Annotated in this window: 20 protein-coding genes and 1 rRNA gene; 4 read left to right on the top strand and 17 right to left on the bottom strand. The window is 66.9% G+C overall.

All coding sequences use genetic code 11. From position 1 onward, the window contains the following. The first annotated feature begins 33 nt into the window (after positions 1-33). Complete coding sequence (locus ACFC0O_RS30670; RefSeq protein WP_375964016.1) at positions 34-1041, top strand: AraC family transcriptional regulator ligand-binding domain-containing protein; 1008 nt, start codon at positions 34-36, stop codon at positions 1039-1041. A 107-nt stretch (positions 1042-1148) separates the two neighbouring features. After that, a complete protein-coding gene (locus ACFC0O_RS30665) occupies positions 1149-2162 on the top strand; it encodes an NADP-dependent oxidoreductase (protein WP_375964013.1) in 1014 nt (337 codons plus the stop codon). A 65-nt stretch (positions 2163-2227) separates the two neighbouring features. Here the strand turns inward: ACFC0O_RS30665 and ACFC0O_RS30660 are convergent, their stop codons facing one another. After that, positions 2228-2395: a hypothetical protein gene (locus tag ACFC0O_RS30660; RefSeq protein WP_364649474.1), complete on the bottom strand. Its 168-nt coding sequence runs from the start codon at positions 2393-2395 to the stop codon at positions 2228-2230. 153 nt (positions 2396-2548) lie between these two features. On the opposite strand from ACFC0O_RS30660, the gene ACFC0O_RS30655 reads away from it, so the two are divergent. After that, on the top strand, positions 2549-4606 hold the full coding sequence (locus ACFC0O_RS30655; RefSeq protein WP_375964009.1) for a prolyl oligopeptidase family protein: 2058 nt from the start codon (positions 2549-2551) through the stop codon (positions 4604-4606). 16 nt (positions 4607-4622) lie between these two features. Here the strand turns inward: ACFC0O_RS30655 and ACFC0O_RS30650 are convergent, their stop codons facing one another. The 11 genes from ACFC0O_RS30650 to ACFC0O_RS30600 form a co-directional block, all read right to left on the bottom strand. Beyond that, complete coding sequence (locus ACFC0O_RS30650) at positions 4623-5486, bottom strand: alpha/beta fold hydrolase (protein WP_375964007.1); 864 nt, start codon at positions 5484-5486, stop codon at positions 4623-4625. A gap of 118 nt (positions 5487-5604) precedes the next feature. After that, the gene (locus ACFC0O_RS30645) at positions 5605-6237 is read right to left on the bottom strand and encodes a TetR/AcrR family transcriptional regulator (protein ID WP_364649483.1); all 633 of its coding nucleotides are present in this window, start codon (positions 6235-6237) and stop codon (positions 5605-5607) included. A gap of 456 nt (positions 6238-6693) precedes the next feature. Next, positions 6694-6816 (bottom strand): hypothetical protein, encoded by a 123-nt coding sequence (locus ACFC0O_RS30640; protein ID WP_364649487.1) that lies wholly within the window; start codon positions 6814-6816, stop codon positions 6694-6696. 92 nt (positions 6817-6908) lie between these two features. After that, entirely contained in the window at positions 6909-7529 is a 621-nt protein-coding gene (locus tag ACFC0O_RS30635; RefSeq protein WP_375964004.1) for a peroxidase-related enzyme, read from the bottom strand. Next, complete coding sequence (locus tag ACFC0O_RS30630; protein WP_375964002.1) at positions 7522-8079, bottom strand: hypothetical protein; 558 nt, start codon at positions 8077-8079, stop codon at positions 7522-7524. Before ACFC0O_RS30630 ends, ACFC0O_RS30635 begins: the two co-directional genes overlap by 8 nt. After that, entirely contained in the window at positions 8076-9086 is a 1011-nt protein-coding gene (locus ACFC0O_RS30625) for a putative FMN-dependent luciferase-like monooxygenase (protein WP_375964000.1), read from the bottom strand. The genes ACFC0O_RS30630 and ACFC0O_RS30625 overlap by 4 nt, the downstream gene beginning before the upstream one ends. Before the next feature lie 37 nt (positions 9087-9123). After that, positions 9124-9909 carry an ABC transporter ATP-binding protein gene (locus ACFC0O_RS30620; protein WP_375963998.1) on the bottom strand — a complete coding sequence of 262 codons (786 nt, stop codon included), beginning with the start codon at positions 9907-9909 and terminating at the stop codon, positions 9124-9126. Then, the gene (locus tag ACFC0O_RS30615) at positions 9899-10816 is read right to left on the bottom strand and encodes an ABC transporter ATP-binding protein (protein WP_375963996.1); all 918 of its coding nucleotides are present in this window, start codon (positions 10814-10816) and stop codon (positions 9899-9901) included. Before ACFC0O_RS30615 ends, ACFC0O_RS30620 begins: the two co-directional genes overlap by 11 nt. Continuing rightward, positions 10797-12632: an ABC transporter permease gene (locus ACFC0O_RS30610; protein ID WP_375963994.1), complete on the bottom strand. Its 1836-nt coding sequence runs from the start codon at positions 12630-12632 to the stop codon at positions 10797-10799. Before ACFC0O_RS30610 ends, ACFC0O_RS30615 begins: the two co-directional genes overlap by 20 nt. Next, on the bottom strand, positions 12633-13793 hold the full coding sequence (locus tag ACFC0O_RS30605) for an ABC transporter substrate-binding protein (protein ID WP_375963992.1): 1161 nt from the start codon (positions 13791-13793) through the stop codon (positions 12633-12635). It abuts the gene before it with no gap. Between the two features lie 134 nt (positions 13794-13927). Continuing rightward, positions 13928-14566, bottom strand: a complete 639-nt coding sequence (locus ACFC0O_RS30600) for an HAD family hydrolase (RefSeq protein ID WP_375963990.1) — start codon at positions 14564-14566, stop codon at positions 13928-13930. Between the two features lie 133 nt (positions 14567-14699). Between ACFC0O_RS30600 and ACFC0O_RS30595 the strand changes: the two genes are divergently transcribed. After that, positions 14700-15524: a GNAT family N-acetyltransferase gene (locus ACFC0O_RS30595; RefSeq protein WP_375966341.1), complete on the top strand. Its 825-nt coding sequence runs from the start codon at positions 14700-14702 to the stop codon at positions 15522-15524. Position 15525: 1 nt separating this feature from the next. Here the strand turns inward: ACFC0O_RS30595 and ACFC0O_RS30590 are convergent, their stop codons facing one another. The 5 genes from ACFC0O_RS30590 to rrf all read right to left on the bottom strand — a co-directional run. Continuing rightward, positions 15526-15990 carry a MarR family winged helix-turn-helix transcriptional regulator gene (locus ACFC0O_RS30590; protein ID WP_375963987.1) on the bottom strand — a complete coding sequence of 155 codons (465 nt, stop codon included), beginning with the start codon at positions 15988-15990 and terminating at the stop codon, positions 15526-15528. Next, the gene (locus tag ACFC0O_RS30585; RefSeq protein ID WP_375963984.1) at positions 15983-16408 is read right to left on the bottom strand and encodes an SRPBCC family protein; all 426 of its coding nucleotides are present in this window, start codon (positions 16406-16408) and stop codon (positions 15983-15985) included. Before ACFC0O_RS30585 ends, ACFC0O_RS30590 begins: the two co-directional genes overlap by 8 nt. 133 nt (positions 16409-16541) lie before the next feature. Beyond that, positions 16542-18587, bottom strand: coding sequence for an elongation factor G (gene fusA, locus ACFC0O_RS30580; protein WP_375963982.1), 2046 nt, complete (start codon positions 18585-18587; stop codon positions 16542-16544). Between the two features lie 312 nt (positions 18588-18899). After that, on the bottom strand, positions 18900-21038 hold the full coding sequence (locus ACFC0O_RS30575; RefSeq protein WP_375963979.1) for a hypothetical protein: 2139 nt from the start codon (positions 21036-21038) through the stop codon (positions 18900-18902). Positions 21039-21137: 99 nt separating this feature from the next. After that, positions 21138-21223 (bottom strand): 5S ribosomal RNA (gene rrf, locus ACFC0O_RS30570); the annotation flags it as partial.

Genomic DNA, 21223 nt, shown 5'->3' with positions numbered 1-21223 from the left:
ACAGCAATCCTAACGACGATTAATGTTCCAGGCGTGAACCCGCTCGACGGCACCGCCTCCACCCATCTCATCCGATTGGTGCGGGACGCGGCACTGCGGGCCGGGGTGCGCCCCGAACAGATCGCCGCCGTGCACGGTGTGGACGAAGCGGCGCTGACCGGGGAACTCAATCGGATTCCGCTCGATTCGCTGGTTCGCCTGTGGGAGTTGATCGCGCACACCCGGACCACACCCGGCGCGGGTGTCGCGGTGGTGCGCGACGCACCGCTCGGCAGCCTCAACACCTGGGATTACCTGGTGACAACCGGTGCGACACTGACCGATTCGCTGCGCGCCGCCCAGCCCTATCACCGCCTGGTCACCGCCGCCGCCGAGGGTTTCGATCTGGACGGCGACGGCGATCTCACCATCGGATACCGCACCACCGCGGGCGATCCGGCGGTCGTGGCCGTCGTCAACGAATACGTGCTCGCCTACTACCTGCGCCGCGCACGGGAGGCCACCGGCCGCCCGATCCGCCCGTCGCGCGTGACATTCGGGCATGCCGCGCCCGCCGATCACTCCGAATTGGCGGCCGCGTTCGGCACCGAGAACATCGAATTCGATGCCCCCGCCGACTCGATGACGTTCACGGCCGCCGATGCCACCGCTCCGCTGTTGCGGCCGGACCCGACCCTCAATCAACTTCTGCGCAGCCATGCCGATCTGGTGCTGGCCAGCGCCCGCCCGATCGCCGATCCGCTCGACGCCTTCCGCGCCGCACTGGCCGAAAGCCTCGACCGCGGTGAGGTTTCCCTCGATGTGGTGGCCCGTCGACTGCTGCTGAGCCGCCGCACCCTGCAACGCCAGCTCGCCGAACACGGCACCACGTGGCGGCAGGAAGTCGACCTGGCCCGCTATGAGCAGGCCAAATCCCTTCTCGCGGAAGGGCAATTGACCACCACTGCCATTGCGAACAAGCTCGGCTTCGCCGACGATCGCGCGCTGCGCAAAGCCTTCCACCGCTGGACCGGAGCCTCCCCCACCGCGCTGGCGCGTTAGGGCCGGGCAGTGGCATCGCGGGACCTGGGATGCGCCGCGCACCCGCCATAACGTTATCCACATCGGAACGGACAACCCGCTCCGGATAGCGAAAAGGTAAGTGCGACATGACAACTCAGCTTCGTACCGGTCATGAGATCCAGCTCGCCGCGCGTCCCGACGGCGTGCCGACCGCCGCGAACTTCGCCCTCGTGCAGCGGCCGATCCCCGAGCTCGCGGACGGTCAGATCCTGGTGCGCAATACCTGGATGTCGGTGGACCCGTACATGCGCGGCCGGATGGACGACCGCCCGTCCTACATCCCACCGTTCGAACTGGGCGCGGCCCTGGAGGGTTCGGCGGTCGGCGAGGTGATCGAATCCCGTTCCGCCGCAATCCCGGTCGGCAGCACCGTCTCGCATTTCGCGGGCTGGCGGGAACTGGCGGTGGTCGATGCCGAGGCCGCCAATCCCATCGATACAACGCTGGCCGCACCGCAGCAGTACCTCGGCGCACTCGGCACCACCGGTCTGACCGCCTACGCGGCGCTCACCGAGGTGGCCCCGGTGCGGCCGGGTGACACCGTCTTCATCTCGGCGGCCGCGGGCGCGGTCGGCAGCGTCGCGGGCCAGATCGCCAAGGCGCTCGGCGCGGCCCGGGTGATCGGCTCGGCGGGCGGCCCGGCCAAAACCGCGCTGCTGCGTGACGAATTCGGCTTCGACGCCACCATCGACTACCGCGCCGGCGATCTGGCCGGGCAATTGGCCGCCGCCGCACCGCAGGGCATCGACGTCTACCTGGACAGCGTCGGCGGTGAGCACCTGCGCGTCGCGGTCGAGGCCATCGGACAGCACGGCCGCATCGCCCTGGTCGGCGCGATCAGCGGTTACAACGGCGTCGAGCCCGCCCGGACCCCCGACCTCTACCTCGCGGCGACCAAGGAGGTCACCCTGCGCGGCATGCTGGTGACCAGCTACCTCGGGCTCTTCCCGGAGTACATCGGCAAGGCGGCGGCCTGGCTGGCCGACGGCACCCTGCGCACCCGCGAAACGGTGTACGAGGGCCTGGACCAGGCCCCCGCCGCCTTCCTGGGCGTCCTGTCCGGAGCCAACACCGGCAAGATGCTGGTCCGGCTCGGGTGACCCCCGAACTCCCCGGGAATCACCCTCGGCCACAGCCGCACCCGAACGGTGCGGCTGGTCGTCGTCTACTGGGCGGGCGGCTGATGCTGCCCATCGCCGGGCTGCGGATTCTGCTGTTCCTCGCGGCGCTTGGCGCGGCTGCGACGCCAGGCGACGCCGCCCGCCGCCGCGGCGGCGATCAAGCCGCCGCGCAGTGCTCCGCCGACGACCTCGTGCAGAAGATCGGATGACATTGTTCCCCCTGGTTTTCGGTGTGCGAACGGCAGCCGAAAGACGCTCCCCCCGATTGCCTTCGCAGATTCTGACAGCACCCGCCGACACCGGCAAACGCTGGCGCAAGCGGTGACCGGACGCCGGGCGAGCGGAGGCTCGGCGACAATGTACGCATGACCGGTGTGGACGAGGGCGTGACGGATCCGTATCTGTGGCTGGAAGAAGTCACCAGTGAGCGAGCGCTGGATTGGGCGCGAGCGCATAACGAGGTGGTGCTGGAGCGCTTCGCGGCGTCGGAGCGATTCAGCGGACTCGAATCGCGAATTCTGGCCATGCTCGACACCGATACCCGCATCGCCTATCCGGGGCGGCGCGGCCGGTGGCTCTACAACTACTGGCGCGACGGCGCACATCCCAAGGGTCTGTGGCGGCGCACCACTTTCGCCGAATACACCAAAGACGAACCGGCGTGGGAAGTGCTCATCGATCTCGACGCGCTCGCCGAGGCCGAAGGCGAGAACTGGGTGTGGGGCGGGGCCGCGGTATTGCGCCCCGAACAGCAGCGCGCGCTGATCAGCCTGTCCCGGGGCGGTGCGGACGCCAAGGTGGTGCGCGAATTCGATATCGAGGCAAAGGTTTTCATCGAACCGGAGAATCAGGGCTACTTCCTGCCGGAAGCCAAATCCGAGATCCGCTGGATCGATATCGACACCGTCTATGTGGGAACGGATTTCGGTCCGGGCGCGCTCACCGATTCCGGTTATCCGCGCATCGCCAAGCGCTGGAAGCGCGGCACCCCGCTGACCGCCGCGGAAACCGTGTACGAGGGCGAGGCCACCGATGTGGCCGTCTCCGCGGGTTATGACCGCACCCCCGGCTATGAACGGCATTTCGTCGGCCGCGCCACCGACTTCTTCAACGAAGAGGTCTATCTGGTCGAATCCGATGGCACGCTACGGCATCTCGACGTGCCCACCGACGCCTCGGAATCCTGGTACCGGGATTGGCTGCTGGTGCAGTTGAAATCCCCCTGGGAGATCGAGGGCGTCACGCACCCCTCGGGCGCGCTGCTCGCCATCGACTTCGAGCGATTCCTTTCCGGCGCACGCGATTTCGAGGTGATCTTCACCCCCGACGCGCACACCGCCCTGCACGGTTACGGCTGGACCGAGAACCATCTGCTGCTCATCACCCTCGAGGATGTGCAGACCAAGCTGTACGTGCTCACCCCCGGCCCGGACGGGTGGACCCGCGAGGTGCTCGCGGACGCCCCGCCGATGGCCACCACCAGCGTCATGAATCTGGATCCGCTGGAGGGCGGTGACGAATTCATGCTCTCCACAAGCGGTTTCACCAGTCCCACCACGCTGCTGGCCAGTTCGGTGGGCGGCGGCACCGAGGTGCTGAAGAAGGAACCCGAATTCTTCGACGCCGCCGGCGTGCACACCGAACAATTCTTCGCCCGCTCCGATGACGGCACCATGATCCCGTATTTCGTACTGCGGCACCGGGATCGGCTGGACACCCCCGGCCCCACCGTCATGTCCGGCTACGGCGGTTTCGAGGTCTCCCGCACCCCCGCCTACAGCGGTGCGGCCGGAATGGGCTGGCTCGAGCGCGGCGGCACCTGGGTGATGACCAATATTCGCGGCGGCGGCGAATACGGCCCGGAATGGCATACCTCCGTGCAGAAGGCCAACCGGCACAAGGTCTATGAGGATTTCGCGGCCATCGCGCGGGATCTGGTGGCGCGCGGCATCACCACGCACGAACAGCTGGGCGCGGTCGGCGGCAGCAATGGCGGCCTGCTGATGGGCGTCATGCTGACCCGCTATCCGGAATTGTTCGGGGCCATCGTCTGCCAGGTGCCGCTACTGGATATGAAGCGCTATCACCTGCTGCTGGCGGGCGCGTCCTGGGTGGCCGAATACGGTGATCCGGATAAGCCGGAGGAGTGGGAGTACATCTCGAAGTATTCGCCGTATCAGAACACCGATCCGGCGGGTGCGTACCCGCCGATCCTGCTCACCACGTCCACCCGCGATGATCGCGTGCATCCGGGTCATGCCCGGAAGATGGCCGCGCTCTTGGAATCCCAGGGCCATCCCATCTGGTACCACGAGAATATCGAGGGCGGGCACGGCGGCGCGGCGGACAATAAACAGTCCGCGTTCCAGGCTGCACTCATCTACGAATTCTTCACTCGCACACTGATCGAGCGGGACGCCTGACGGTCCCGTTCGCGAATCAGCGGTCCCGGAGCCACTTCTCGACGTAGTCGACGGTGTTCCCGGGATCGCTGATCCAGCCGTTGTGCCCGTGCGGAGCCGGATTGTGCCAGGTGCTGACCTCGGCGTTGGGCAGCTTCTGCAGCAGCAGTTTCGCCGCCCGGACCGGTGTCAGATCGTCACCGGTCATGGTGATCGACAGCACCGGCAGTTTGAGCCGGGAAATGCGCTCCTCGTAATCGATATCGGCCCCGGTGGGTTCGAAGCGCCCGGTGCGCGCCACCCGCGCCCAGTCCTCGATGAGCAGCCGCGACTGCCGCCCGAAGCTGCCCGCGACCACGGTGTCGCCCGGCCAGAACCCGGCGAGGTTGGCGGTCAACGAGATTGCCGCGCTGCCGAGCAGGAACCCGGGCCCCGTGAGTCCGCCGTAACCCCGATGATGCGGTGTCCCGGAGGCCACCAGAATGAGCCCGGCCAGCCGCCCGCGAATCCGCGAGGCGTACATGAGACCCAATTGCCCGCCCATGCTGTGCCCGAGCAGATACGGGGTGCTGTCCGGAAACCGTTCGCGCACCACCTGGAACATGGCCGGGAAATCCACCGCGACCAATTCCTGATAGCCGTAGCCGCCGGGCGCTCTGCGATTCGCCTCGCGGCTGTCGCCGTTACCGCGCATCTCCAGCAGCGCCACATCGAACCCGCGTGCCGCCAGCGGGATTCCGAACAGCGAGTAGTACTCCCCCGGCACCCCGAGCCCGGGCGCGATCACCACCACCGGTCGCGGCGTATCGGGCGTAATCGGATGCCGGTGCGGGCCTTTCGCCGGAATAAGCCGCACCGTGACGGTCGTCCCGTCCGGCATCTGGATCGGCACACTCTCCACGCACCGCACGCTACCGCCTGCCCCGCCCGCACCCGCACAGCGGCACGAACGCGGCCCTGTGGGCAACACAGGACGCCGCACCGGCGCAAAGCCGGTGCGGCGGACGCTGTTCGGTATGTCAGGCGCTGACGGCGCCCATGATGACGCGGCGCAGCACGCTGATGACCTCGTCGAGCGGCTGGCGCGGTTCGGAACCGCTCCAGGCGTCGACGACGTAGTTCACCGCGCCGATGATGGCCAGTACGCGCATTTCGTAGTCGCCGGGCGGGATTTCGCCGTGCATGGCGGCATCCTCGGCGGCTCCGGCGAGCAGCGCGCCCCAGGCGCGGCGCAGTTCCAGGCGGAACTTCTCCACCTTCGGCCCGGCGCCCACGACTTCGACGAGGGCGACCCGCGCCTTGCGCGGATCTCGCCCGATCGACTCGATATAGGCGCGCACGGCGGCGTCGATGATGTCGATGGCACTGGCGTCGGAGTGATCGGCGATGGTGGCCGCCACGGCTTCCCGCGATTCGCGATCGATCTGCTCGTAGAGCTCGAGCAGTAGCGATTCGCGCCCGGTGAACTCCTCGTAGAACTGGCGTGAGGAGAGTCCGGCGTCCTTACAGATGGCGCCGACGGAGCTGTTGGCGTATCCGTCGCGTGCGAATACCGTCAGCCCCGACTCCAGAAAACGTGCACGACGCTGCCGTTGCCGGTCTTCTACGGGCTGCCCGGCGTACATTCTTCCCGCGTTCGTTTCCTGAGACATTGCGCCAGACAATACCGAAGGGCCCGATCCCCTCGTCATGGATCGGGCCCTTCGTTTGCACCTTCGGTATCCCGCGCGATAGCCGAAAGTTGGCTCAGTGGTTCGGAACGTTGCGGCGCACCTGGGAGCGGCGGGTATAGGCAGGGGAACCGCCCCAGGTTCGGAACGCGAATCCGGGGGGAGAATCGCTTTCCGATGCCGCATTGGACCGAAAATCACTGATCGTTTGCCACTCAGCACGATACAGAGCAGGCGAACTGGACGGAATACTTTTGCAGGAGATTTTTAGGATTTATTTCCCGGCTTATCGGTGACCGGCCGACGATCGCCGCGGCACCGCCGCGCACCCCCGACTTCGGCCGGACATGAGAAAGGGCCCGATCCCCTCGTCAAGGATCGGGCCCTTTCGTGCCTCCTCGGCTCCCGCGCAGTAGCCGAAAGATGGCATTCGCGTGGCTACTTGGCGGAACCGCTCGCCGAGCCGGTCGCGAGCAGCTTCAGGATGGTCTGCACGAGGACGTCAGAGAGGAGGTTGGTCATGGTGGTGCTCCGATCGATAACCAGTGTCAGTGCGGTCACTGACTGTTTGCCATCGGGAACATACCCAGCCCAACCCCACCCGGGGAAGCTTTTGCAGGAAAATTCTAGAATTTTTTCGATAGGGCCCTAGATCACCCTCTACCAGCGGGAACCTCCGGCTCACCGAGGGTGAGCATAAGCCGATTGGCCCAGGAGAAGGAAGCGGTCGAGAGCACCAGATCGTGGATCTCGGCCTCGGCGAAACCCAGCTCACGAAGTCGCTCGATATGCGCCGGCCGCGCCCGCGGCGGGTTCGCGGCCAGCGCGTCCACGAAATCGACGACGGCGTCCCACCTTTCGTCGATCCGCACGCCATTGCCCTCGTCCAGCAGCCGCTGGACGTCGGATTCCCGTTTGGACAGCGCCGAGGTGAAGCGCGAATGCACCGAAGCGCAATACTCGCAACCATTGTGGCGCGAGGTCACCGTGGCGGCGAGTTCCCTTTCGGCCCTGCCCAATCCATCCCGGCCGTAGAAGATCTCCCTGTCATTTCCGCTGCGATGCGCGAGCACGTCGGCATTACGCGCCAATACTCGAAAATACGGTCCGACACCGCGATCTCCCGCCAGCAGCGGAGCCTGTTCCGCGTCCGCGTCGGCGAGTTTTATCGGCTCCACCCACGGCACCCAATCCAGCTGCTCCTGGGTGAAACCCGCAGGGCGACGGGCGGGTTCGACACTGCGCACCTCGCGCACGGCGGCGTTCTCACTCATGTTCCGCTCCGATCAGCGTGAGCCCGGCCAGCAGCCGGACCTGGAAGTGCACGTAGCCGATGAGCTGCGCCACGGTGACGATGTCGTTCTCGGAAAGGCCGACCGCCGCCAGCGCCTCGATATCGGCGCGCGTCGCGGTGGCGGGCGCGGTGCTCACCAGCGCGGCATGCCGCAGAATCGCTGCCAGCACCGGATCACCCTCCACCGGAACGGTTCCCAGACCCGCGTAGTGCGCGGCCAATTCCGGCGCACCCGCCAGCTCGGCCATCGCGACGGCGGCCGCTATCAACCGCGAGCGCCCCACCGACTCCGCCGCCGGACCGTTCAGCAACGCCTCGTACACGCCCTGGGTGTGCTCCACGACAGCCGGTCGCTCGTTCCGGAGGTCCCGAACGGCCGCGGCGCGGGGACCGAGCACCGCGGCGATCACATCCGCCACCTCGGCCGTGAGTTCGCGTTCGGCCGTGAGTTCGCCTGCGGCAGTGCGGCTCCCACCCGGCCGCGTGTCCTCGGCCACGGGTATGCCCGTGCCGGTGGCTGTTTCGCTCACTGTTCCGGTCCTTCCCGCCGACCCAGTTGCGGCGCAACCTCGGTGGCAATGAGTTCGATGGAGCGCAGGGTCGCCTCGTGGCCGGGATCGACCGGATGCACCTGCACGATGAAATCGGTGGATTGCCGCAGCGCGGTGTCGGCGGCGAGTTTCGCGACCACCTCGCCGGGGGTGCCGACGAAGGAATCGCGCAGCACCTCCTCGACACTGCCGCCCACGTCCGGACCGCCGTTGCGGCGCAATTGCTCCAGGAAGCGCGTCGCGCCGCGTTCGGCGAACTTCCACGCGGTGTCGTGATCGTCGGCGATGAAAACGCCTCGGGAAGCGCCGATTCGCGGCTCGACCCCATCCGGCAGTGCGGCCAGGTACGCCGCCACCAGCGGCTCCTGGATCTCCCAGAGGGTGGCACCGGCGGTCTCCGCGTCCCGCGGCTGCGCCTTGGACAGCAGCAGGCCGTCGCCCGCGAGTCCGGCCCGGTGCGCGCCCGCAGCGGAGAAGGTGGCCTGCCACACCCGATTCCGCAGCGTCCCCGCCGGCGGGTTCAGACCGCGATCCCCGACCAGCGCCGCGCCCGACAGCGCGGCCGTCAGCACCGCGAGCTTCTCGGCGTACACCTGCTGCCGATCGGCCCCGGCGAGATCGAACAGTTCGAAAGCGTGCCTGGAACCGCCCGCGCCGAAACCGATTTCGAGCCGACCGCCACTGAGCACATCCAGCACGGCGGCGTCCTCGGCCACCCGGATCGGATCCTCCAGCGCGAGCGTCACGATCGCGGTCCCGAGCCGCAGCTTCGGAAACCGTGCGGCCGCATGCGCCAGAAATACGAACGGTGACGGCAACCCGCCCTCATCCGGATCCAGGTGATGCTGCGCCACCCACGCCGCGTCGTACCCGAGCCGCTCGGCCAGCTCGAACTGCTCGAGCGCGTGTTGGTAGACGGTCGCCGCGTCCTCGGTGGCCTCCGAACGCACCAGCCTGGTGAACAGCCCCAACCGCTGCGGGGTCATGCCGTCTCCTCCCTATCTCGCCTCGGTGGGCGGCCGTTCACACCGCCGCCTTGCCCAGGTAGGCATCACGGACGGCCGGATCGCCGATCAGTTCCCCGGCGGGGCCGTGCAGCACGATCTCGCCGGAGCGCAGCACATTCGCGGTGTGTGCGATGCTCAGCGCGAGTTCGGCCTGCTGCTCCACGATGAGGATCGCCAGCCCCAATTCCCGGTTCAGCCGGGCGATTTCATCGAGCACCCGGTCCACGAACTTCGGTGACAGGCCCATGGTCGGCTCATCCATGCAGATGAGCCGCGGCTTGCTCATGAGCGCGCGGGCGAAGGCCAGCATCTGCTGCTCACCGCCGGACAGCGTGCCCGCGCGCTGGCTGCGCCGCTCGGCCAGACGCGGAAAATGCTCGAACATCTCAGCGGCCCGCGCCGCCAGCACCGAACGACGCTCCTTGCGGATATAGCCGCCCACGAAGAGGTTCTCCTCGACCGTCATGGCGGGGAAGACGCGCCGCGCCTCCGGAACCGACGCCAGCCCGGCCTTGATACGCGCCGACGGTGGCGTGGTGCTCACGTCCACACCGTCTATGCGCACCGTGCCGGAACTGGGCTTCAACAGCCCGAGAGCGGTCTTCATCGTGGTCGACTTCCCGGAAGCGTTGCCGCCCAACAGCGAAACGATCTCCCCCGGCCGAACCCGCAATGACACTTCGTTCAAAGCCCGAGATGCCCCGTAATGCACCACCACCCGGTCGAATTCGAGGATTGGCTCGATGTCCCCGTCGAACCCGGCCGCAGCGGATATGACCTGCGGAATAGCACTAACCGACATCGGCGGTGACCTTTCCTTCGGTCTGTGGTTCGCTATGCGTCCGGTCCGGCTCCACGGCGGCCGCCCGACTGCGCCCGAGATATGCCTCGATGACGCGCGGATCGGCCAGCACCTGGTCCGGGGTGCCCTCCGCGATCACGCGGCCCTCGTCGAGTACCAGTACGCGGTCGGACAGGTCGTGGACGAGGTCCATTTTGTGTTCGACCAGCAGCACGGTGTGACCGTGCGCCTTCAATTCGGCGAGTTGCCTGCCGATTTCGGCGGTCTCGGTCTGGTTCATGCCCGCGGCGGGCTCGTCGAGCAGCAGTAGATCGGGTTCCAGCGCCAGGGCGCGGGCGATCTCGGTGCGGCGGCGATTGGCGTAGGACAGGGTGTACGCGGGATCGTCGGCGCGCGGGCCGAGCCGTTCCTGGAAGCGGGCGATCTGCGCGTCGATCCGTTCGGCGGTGGCCTTGCGTTCGGCGCGGGCGGCCGGGGTCGGGATCAGCGCGACGAAGACCTCGGCGAGCAGGGATATCCAGCGCAGCAGGGGAATTCCGGCGAGGGCGCGCAGTGGGCGCGAGGCCCGCAGGGTGGTCTGCAAACCGACGTCCACATTCTCGCGGACGGTCATATTGCCGAACACCCGCCCGTTCTGGAAGGTGCGCGCGATACCCGCCGCCGCTGCGGCTTCCGGCCGTCCCTGGCGAATTCGCTTGCCCCGCACGAGAATATCCCCGCCATCCGGCTTCAAAACCCCGGAGATCAGGTTCACCGTTGTCGATTTCCCGGACCCATTGGGTCCGATGATCGAGACGAATTCGCCGGGCGCGATGGTGAATTCGATTCCATCCACAGCTTTCACACCCCCGAACGAACGCCGTAGCCCGCGCACCGCGAGTACCGGTTCAGGCTGTGACTCGGACACGTTCCCTCCTCACCAGAATGCCCTGCGGCCGGAACCGCACGACCAGTAGCAGCACCAGGCCGTAGAGCACGATGCGCAGTTCGGGCGCGAGCCGCAGCGCCTCCGGCACACCGATCAGCACGGCCGCGCCGAGCACCGCGCCGTAGGGCGAGGCGGTGCCTCCTAGTACGAGAATCGTCACCACCAGCAGTGACATCGGCAGGTTGAACACGGTCGGATCGATGTACGAATACTGGTGCGCCAGTAGCGCACCGCCGATCCCGGAGAAGAACGCGGCCAGCGCGAAGGCGAGCGCCTTGTAATCCCGCACTGGGACACCGGCCGAACGCGCCGCGACCTCGTCCGCGCCGATGGCCCGGATGGCGGTGCCCAGCCGGGACCGCTGCACACCCAGGATCACCGCGAGGGTGATCGCCAGCACCACCAGCTCCAGCCGGAAAATCTCGGTGTGCGTGGTGAATTCGACTCCGAAGAGCTCCGGCGACGGGATTCCGAAGATGCCGTAACTGCCGCGCGTCACCGATTCCCAATTGCGAATCAGCGCCACCGTCACGATCCCGATGCCCAGGGTCGCGATGGCGACATAGTGCCCACCGAGCCGCCACAGCGGTGCGGCCAGCACCGAAGACACCACGGCCGCAACGATTCCCGCCACGAGAATGGCGGGCAGGAACGCCCAGCCGTGCGAAACGGTCAGCACCGCCGAGGTATACGCGCCGATGGCGATCGGCCCCGCCTGCCCGATGGCCAGCTGACCCGCCGATCCGGCGACCAGCGTCATGGACACCGCGATGATGGCGTACGCCAGAATCTGCGTCCCCACCGAGATCCCGTAGTCATTCGACAGCGCCGGAATGACAAGTCCCGCAACGGCGAACGCGATCAGCGCATGCCACCATCGAATCCGCCACTGCCGCCCCGAACCCAGGAAGGTCCCGGTCAGCGGTTCGGATTCGATGGCGGGCGGCCGCGCCAGCAAACCACCCGGCCGCAGCACCAGGAACACCACCAGCAGTCCGAAGGTGATCAGATCCCGGTACCCGTCCCCGAAGGTGTAGATGCCGAACGCCTCCACCAGCCCGAGCACGAAACCGCCCAGCACCGCACCTGGAATCGAGCCGAGCCCGCCGATGGTCGCGGCGACGAAACCCGTCATGCCGACGACACCGCCGCTGGTCGGGGAGATATTCGAGTTGTAGAGCCCGACGAAGATGCCCGCCAGCCCGCCCAATCCGGACGCGATGGCGAAGGCCAGCGATTGAATCCGCCCCACGCTGATACCCATTTGCGCGGCCGCGTCCGGATCCTGCGCGGTGGCGCGAATCGCCAGCCCGTACCGCCCGAACCGCAGGAAGGCCCACAGCCCGGCCATCACCGTGACGGTGATACCGAACATCACCACGTCCGAGGTGCCGAACCGCACCCCGCCGAGCTGAAAGTTATTGGTGGACAGCACCTGTGGGAACGGCCGGGTTTCCGGCCCGAACACCAGCGCCACCACGTTCTCGATGATCAACCCGACCGCCACGGTGGCCAGCAGGGCGGCGATGGCCGGGGCGCGGCGCAGCGGCCGCACCGCCAGCACATCGATGCCGACGCCGACCAGCGCGGTCACCCCGACCACCACGATCAGCGCGAACCACAGCGGCAGCCCGTGCTGGGCGATCAGCCACCAGCCCAGCACCGAACCGAACGCGAAGATCGCGCCGTGCGCGAAATTGATGACATTGCTGACCCCGAAGATCAGGGTGATGCCCACGGCAATGAGCGCGTACGCATTGCCGTGCACCAGACCCGCGATGAGCGTGTCGAACATCTACTTGTTACCGGTCGGCACGAAAGAGCCGTTCTTCAACAGCAATTCGATCGGCTTCACACCGCTCGGCCGACGCGTCTGCTGATCGAAGGCGAACGAATTGCCCAGCCCGATACCGTCGAAATCCTTGACCTCGCGCAAGCCCTTCAGAATGCCCTCGCGAGTGGCCCCGCCGTGCTTGGCGGCCTTCACCAGCACATTGATGGCGTCGTAGGCGTACACGTTGAAGTCGCCCGGATCAGTATTGAACTTGGCCTTGAACTTGGTGACGAAGTCCTGCACCTTCGGGCTGGTATCGGTCGGCGCGAAAATGCCGTTCACGATATCGCCCTCGGCCGCGGTCCCGGCCAGCTGAATGAACTGCGGGGTGTTCTGGCCGCCGAAGAACTGGCCCTTGTACCCGACATCACGCAGCTGCTTGACGATCAGCGCGCCGTCCGGGCCGTAACCCAGGTGCACGAACGCGTCCGGATTGGCATCGCGGCCCTTGATCAGCACGGGACGGAAGTCCTGCGAGTCCGGCAGAATCGACGAGGAGTAGGCGATCTCGATGCCCTTGTCCTTCGCGGACTGCTGGAAGAACTGGAAAGCCTGCTTACCCCAATCGGTTTCGAGGTAGACCACGGAAACCTTCTTGGCCTTGGCCTGCACCCACTGCGCATTGCGCTCCTGGAACACATCCAGGGTGATGGATGGGCTCCACGAATAGTCGCCGCCCTTGGTGAAATCCACCGAGGAATTGGTGAAGCCGTACTGCACCAGCTTGCCGCGGTTGTACACCGGCGACGCCGCGATCGAAGCGGGCGAGGAGAAGTCGCCCAATTCCGCGATGATGGAATTGTCGCCGACGAACTTGGTGGCGATCGGCACCGTCTGCTTCGGGTCGGACTGCGAATCCTCCCACTTCAGCGCGACTTTCTTACCGTTGATGCCGCCCGCCGCGTTGACCTGCTCCAGCGCCAGATCGAAACCCTGCTGCCACAGCCGCCCGTACTCCGCCGAAGCGCCCGTCTTCGGTCCCGAGACACCGAAATACACGGTGTCCCCGCCGCTGTCGGATGACGAACCGCCGCAGGCCGACACCAGCGCCGCCACCATGGCCGCGGACGCGACCCCAGCCAAAACCCGAAGCCGGCGCGACCCGGACCACTGCTTGCTCATCTGATTCCTCTGCACTCCACCGACTCCCCAGCCGGAGTATGGGAGCGCAAACGTATCGATCCGCGCGCGGCGCGAACACCGTTCGAATCAGCGTGACGGCAAAAGTAGGATGAATAGCCCAGAGTTGTTGGGATTCAGCGGATTAGATGAGACCGCAACCACGCCGGGAACTCGGTGAGATCGGACAGCACCACATCCGCGCCCTCCGCCGACAGCTCCTCGGCCGCATACGGTCCCGTGGTGACCGCCACCGAGAACGCGTCCGCGACCTTGGCCGCGCGCACATCACCCAGATGATCACCGACATAGATGGACGCGCCGTGCTCGCGCAACACCGCCCCCTTCTCCTCCGCCCACGCCCCGCCCACGAGGTCGTCCACCTCGAGCCCGAGATGATCGAGATGCAATTGCGCGTGCGGGCCGTTCTTGGCGGTGATCACCAGCACCTTGCCGCCCGCGGCGTGCACGGCGGCCAGCGAATCCCGCACACCCGGCAGGTCATCGCTCGGCGCGATCGCCAATCCCGGATACAGCCTGCGGTACAGCGCCACCACATCCGGCACCCGCGCCTCGGGGAACCATTCGGCGGCCTCCACCGCCAGCGGCGGACCCAATCGCGACACCACCAGTTCGGAATCGATCGGCACCCCGGTCTCGGCGGCCACCGCATCCCATACCGCGGCGATACCGGGCCGGGAATCGATCAGCGTCATATCCAGGTCGAACCCGACAACAAGTCCGTTCGGGCCGTCGGCCACGTGATCAAAAGCCACCACCCGACCATACGGCCAGGTCGGCAAGGCCCCGAACCCAGCCGGGCCGGGCGGGCACCGCGTCCTCGAAAGATCCGGAAAACCGGTTGCCCGCCGAACTAGGCTCGACGCCATGGCAAGCGAACACGGACCCCTGTTCTGCTCCGTCGAACTCGGCGCGCGCATCGAGCGGGTCGAGACGGAATTGATCGCCACGGGCAGCGCGGCGGCGAACGCCCGGCTCGGCGGCGAAGCGGGCTTCGTCATCCCGATCGGCGGCGGGGTCGCCTCCTTCGCCGATATGGGCTCACCGCTCAATAAGGTCGCCGGTCTCGGCTTCGCGGGCGTGCCTGACGCGGACGAATTCGATGCGGTGGAAAAGCAATTCGCCGTCCGCGACACCCCCGTACAGGTCGAACTGGCGCACCTGGGCGATCCGGGTATCGCCGAACTGCTCACCGGGCGCGGCTACCGGCTCATCTCCTTCGAGAACGTGCTCGGCATCGACCTGACCGATGCGCCGGAACCGGTAACCCCCGCGGGCATCGAGGTAAGGGCCAGCGGCACAGGGGAATTCGATATCTGGCTCGATATCATCGCCGACGGTTTCGCCCATCCGGATACCCAGGGCGTCGCCTCGCATGAGGAGTTCCCGCGCGAGATCATCGCCGACGCCATGCGCGATCTGACCGCCGCCGCCGGAGTGCAACGCTACGTGGCGGTGCACGAGGATGCCATCGCGGGCGGCGCGAGCATGCGCATGTCCCAGGGAGTGGCCCAATTGACCGGTGCGGCAACACTTCCCGCGCACCGCAGGCACGGTATCCAATCCGCGCTGCTGTCCGCCCGGCTCACCGAGGCCGCTGCGGCGGGCTGCGATATCGCCGTCATCACCACCCAGCCCGGATCCAAATCGCAGCAGAACGCCCAGCGGCGCGGCTTCTCCCTGCTCTACACCCGGGCCATCCTGGTGAAGTAGGTCAGTCCGGAATCCGGTGTGCGGCAATGGGTCGCAGCTGATCGCGGAGTCCTTCGCCGGAATCACCGAAGATCTGCTGATCGGTGTCGACTGCGGTCTGGATGCCCTTGCGGGCCAATTCCCTTCCCTCCGCAGTGATTTCGATGCGCAGCACGCGCGCGTCGGCCGGATCGGTGCGGCGGATCAGCAGGCCGCGCTCCTCCAGTACGCGAATCACCTTGGACCCCATCATGCGATCCGCGCCGGACATATCGGCGACCTGCTGCTGGGTCGGCAATTCCCCCTCGCGGCCCAGCCAGCCCGCCGACGCCAGCAGATTGAACTGCGTCGGCGTCAGCCCGAGCGGCCGCAGATTCCGCTCCAGCGTCGCCCGCCACTCCAGGGCCGCGTGATGCAGCCAGAAACCCGGACTCATCAGCGGACCCCGGGGCACCCCGCGAGATCCGCCCGAACCAGCCTCACTCACGCCGCAGCGCCTCCTTCTCCAGGGCCTCGAATGTGCGCGGCATATCCGCGCGCATCCCCTTCTCCCACACCAGTCTGAACAGTGGACCGAACGGCCCGTGCACCTCCACCCGCTCGGCCACCCGCACCGTGCCGTCACCGAGCGCCTCGTAGGTGCGGTGACCGCGCAGCTTTCCGAACGGAATACCCGCCTGGCTGGTCCACGAACTTCCGGCGCGCACATCGGTGATGGTGAACGGCCCGGCGGGCGCGCCCTTGGGCTTCACCCATCCCTTCGTCCCCGCCGCGAAGGGGCCGTCGATGCGCGATTTCTCCTCGTGCGGATCCCACTCCGACCAGCGCGCGACATCGGTCGCGACCGCCCAGATCCGGTCGATATCGCCCGTGATCACGGCTTCTTCGGTGAACGAGTACATCATGGCTGCCCCCTCGAGGCGTTATCTGTTGTTGCGACAACAGTAACCGTAGTCGCGACAACAATCAATCCTTCAGCGCGAATATCCGAGACAAAAGGAGTGGCCGGTCCGCTGCTGCGGACCGGCCACCCATCAACTACCGAGCCGGTGCCCGGTCGTAGCCGAGCGGGCGGCTGGTGAACGTGCCCCGGCCCTGGGTGCGGCTGCGCAATCGAGTCGCATAACCGAACACCTCGGCCAGTGGCGCGGTCGCCGTCACCACCACGGTCGAACCCCGCGTGACCGAGTCCAGGACTCGGCCGCGCCGGGCCGCGATATCACCCAGCACCGCACCGACCGATTCCTCCGGCGCGGTGACCGTCAGCTCCACGAGTGGCTCCAGCAGCGCCATATCACTGGCACGCAAGGCATCTCGCAGCGCGGCCCGGCCGCCGAGGCGGAAGGAACGCTCCGAGGAGTCGACCGGATGTGTCGAGCCGTCGGTGAGGGTGACCCGCACACCGAGCACCTGATGCCCACCCAGCGGACCGTCGGACAGCGCATCACGGCACCCCGCCTCCACGGCCCGCACGTACTCCGCGGGCACGCGACCGCCGACCACCGTCGATCGGAACTCGAAACCGCCTGCGGAATCGACCTTCTCGGCATCGACGTGAATGGGTTCCACATCGATCACCAGATCCGCGAACTGGCCCTGACCGCCGTTCTGCTTGGCATACCGGTAGCGGAACCCGGACACCCCGCGCAGCACGGTCTCCCGATAGGCCACCTGCGGACGACCGACCGCCACCTCGATACCGCGATCGCGGCGGATCTTCTCCACCGCCACCTCGAGATGCAGTTCGCCGACACCGGACAGCAGGGTCTGGCCCGACTCCGGATCGGTGCGCACCACCAGGGAGGGATCCTCCTCGGCCATGCGCGCCAAAGCCGTTGCCAGTCTTTCGGTTTCGGCATTGGTGCACGCCTCCACCGCCACCGACACCACCGGCTCGGTGATCGTCGGCGGCTCCAGCAGCACGGTGGCGTCCGGTGCACACAGCGTCGCCCCGGCCCGCGCCTGCTTCGGCCCGATCACCGCGACGATCTGCCCGGCCACCGCTTCCGCCAGTTCCTCGTGCCGATCCGCCTGCACCAGTAGAATGCGGCCGATCCGCTCGATCCGCCCGGTACCGGCATCCCGCACCTGCATGCCCTTGCGCAGCGTGCCCGCGTACACGCGCACGAACGTGAGCCGCCCGGTCCCGGTCGCCTGCACCTTGAACACCAGTGCCGCAAGCGGTTCCGCCGGATCCGCCGCCAACTCGAAACCGTCCCCGCGCACCGGAGGCCGATCCAGCGGAGAAGGCAGATAGTCGACGACGGCGTCCAGCAGCGGTTCCACCCCGATATCCCGGTACGCCGCACCGCACAGCACCGCGACCAACGCACCGGTCAGGGTGAGCTCGCGCAGCGCCCGCACCAGGGTGGCGTCCGACAGCCCGGAATGCGCGTAGAACTCCTCCAGCGCGCCCGAATGCTGTTCGGCCACAGCTTCTTCCAGCGCGAACCGGGCCTTGCGCGCGGCCTCGGCCAACTCGTCCGGAATCGGCCCGGCAACCACGGCGCGTTCGGGCCAGGTCAGCGCCCGCATGCGCACCAGATCCACCACACCGGTGAATCCGTCCTCGGCGCCGATCGGCAATTGCACCGGCAGCGCCAGCGGATGCAGGCGATCGCGAATCGAATCGACGGCCGCGGTGAAATCGGCCCCGACCCGATCCATCTTGTTCACGAACGCGATTCGCGGTACGCCGTACCGGTCCGCCCGCCGCCATACGGATTCGCTCTGCGGTTCGACACCGGCGACGGCGTCGAAAACCGCTACCGCACCGTCGAGTACGCGCAGCGACCGCTCGACCTCATCCGAGAAGTCCACGTGCCCGGGCGTATCGATCACCGTGAACCGGTGATCATTCCATTCACACGCCACAGCCGCGGCGAAAATGGTGATGCCGCGCTCGCGCTCCTGCGGATCGAAATCGGTGACGGTGGTGCCGTCGTGCACCTCACCGGTCTTATGCGTCATGCCGGTGAGGAAGAGCATCCGCTCGGTGACGGTCGTCTTGCCCGCATCCACGTGCGCGAGAATGCCGAGATTGCGGACACGATCGAGAGATTGTCGGAAAACATTGGTACGCACGGTCTTTGGTCCTTCGTGCTGGTTCTGTGAACAGAGCAGCGCGATTCCCGTGACGACGAGAACTACATCTGGGGTCGCCCGGGTAACTCAGTACCGGCCGCGCAGCCGGCACCGAGCCGGCGAGGACACCAGGATCACCTCGAAGCGAGGGCGGGCAGCGACGGTGCGCGTGACACGCATATCCGGCTCCCTTCCTGGCTCGCACCCGTGCGGTGCGAAAAACGTTGAGCGGTGAGGAAAGCGGAGACACTGGAATCTGTAAGAAGTTAGAAGGAAGCACCTCCATGGCCTCACCGCGTGCAACCGTAGCAGTCAGGCGGGGATCAAGTCACCGAGATTTTCCGGCGTGATGACCCGTGAACCGGCGGGCAACCCTTCGGGCCGGGTCAGTCCGATGAAGGTCACCGGCTCGGCAATGGGGCCACCGTCCCACAGCGCCGACTCGGAACCGGCCGACATGAGGCCGAGCAGATACCCGACATGCAGGTACTCCCGCTCGACCACCGCGCGCGCCAGCGCCGACGCGGTCACGTGGTTGGACTCCACCCGATTGAAATCCGGTGCGCCGGACAGATGCAGATGCAGCCACTTCGCCCGCCAGCCGGTGCCGTATCCGGTGCGAAAGAACACCAGCGGCAACGCGATTCGGCCCGCGCCGCGCAACTCCGACTTCGCGCGCACCGTCTTCGGCTCGAACGGCTGACCACGCTGATAGGCATCGCGCGACATATAGCCGAAGAAGGACTCCAGCACCTCGTCGAAGCCCTCACCGGAGTACACATTCACCTGCGGCAGCACCATCTGCGCGGGCACACCGTCGAGCCGGAGATCGATGAACTCCGACGCACCGTCCGGAGCGGCGGTGATATCGCCGGAATGCACCCCGCCCACCGTCGTGAGATTGGTGTACGACAGCCAGCCGCAGGCCTTGAACGTGTTGTCCAGCATGACCGCGGACAGGTCGAAATCGGTCCGCTCCGCCCGCTCCTTCCAATACACGAAGAAGCGCAGCAGCTCACCCGTCACCGGCGCGATGGAACCGCGCGGCAACACACCGAAGCCGCCACCGATCCCCTTGCCGCTCAACGGCAGCGCGACCTCGAGGATGTCCGGATCCACCACCAGGCGCAGCCCCACCGGCAGCCGCCGGGTGATCTCGGCATCGATCAACTGCCCGACCAGATCCAGCAGTTCCGCGTCGATCGGATACCGCGTATCGGGAATCGACAGGCCGCGACCCGATCGATTCGCGAACAGTCGCCGCGCCCCGGAACCTCGATTGTTCAGATGCTCACGCACGGACAACAGCACTCGACCCGACACCGACTCGATGGACGACTCCAGCGCCAGCAAAACCGCCTCCCGCTCGGCATCACCGAACGCAGTGCGCAGCAGATGATCCACGGAACGGAACAGCATGCCGGGAGCCGACCGCAGTACCGACGCGGCACCCGCCACATCACCGGCAGCCAACAGCCGCTCGACTCGGGAGGCGAACGAAGGCGCTCGCAACTCACCCCGCGCCACCGCGAAAACCTTTGCCGCGGAGCCATACCGCGCATACTCGTGCGGATGCAGTCGCTCGCCGAGGCGCTTCCACGGTTCGCGGTACACGCCCACATCACCGAGCTTGGCCGGATTCTCATCGACCACCGCGTCCAGCGCCCCCAGCAGCGCTCGCCGCACGGGTCGGCGGAAACTCCGGAATCGGGTGGGCTCGCGCAGCGACACATCACCCTCGGACAGCAGGCAGGCCAGCCGCAGCACATCGGTCACCGTGTCCACCAGCAATTCCGCACCGGCGGCCAGACGCACCTCATTGAGGACCGCGCGATGCTCACGCACCGGAATGACCGTCGGCTGCGGGCCCGTCGCACAGTGCAGTGCGAGCTCGCGCAGTACCGCGACATCCTCTTCACTCAACGGCGTCACACTGCCCGCCATGGACAGATAGAGCGCCGAAACCTCCTCGGCCGGAGCGGCTCCCGCGTGCAGCACGGTCATCCGGTCCCCGGCGCTCGCGATCAGCTCATCGTGCGCGGCCACCATCTCCGCGTACTCATGCTGATACGACCCGTACGCCGGCAGCGCCAGCAGATTCACCGGGCGGATGAGCACGTCGCCGACATCGAGAATCCCGCGCAGGCAATCGGTCCAGAACTCGAGCGTGCCGGGGACGTTCTTCGGGAAATCCCGGAAGTAGACATTGTGCTCGACATGCGCACCGACCATCCGGCGCACGATGGGCAGCACCCGCACCGCGGTATCGATGACGGTACCGGCCGCCAGCCCCGAGAGTCGCGCGAACAACTCACCGGAAAGCTTGAACCCCAACGACATCAGGACCGCATCGAATTGCCTCGTCGCCCGCGCCCCATTGCCCGCAGGTCCCTCGACCGCGGGCAGACGGAAGGTGCGACGAATGATCAGCTCTTCGAGATCCCCACTCATTCAAGGATCTTCGCAGCATGCCGCAGGATCAGCGACCCAATAAAAGGTCCTGAAACGACGAAACCCCCTGACCGAAGTCAGGGGGTTTCGCGAATGATGTTCCGGCGGTGTCCTACTCTCCCACACCCTGTCGAGTGCAGTACCATCGGCGCAGGTGGCCTTAGCTTCCGGGTTCGGAATGGGAC

This window comes from Nocardia sp. NPDC056100 (genome assembly GCF_042266325.1).
GTDB lineage: Bacteria > Actinomycetota > Actinomycetes > Mycobacteriales > Mycobacteriaceae > Nocardia.
Note: the sequence above shows the minus strand (reverse complement) of the source record. Positions and strands in the feature narration are given on the sequence as shown.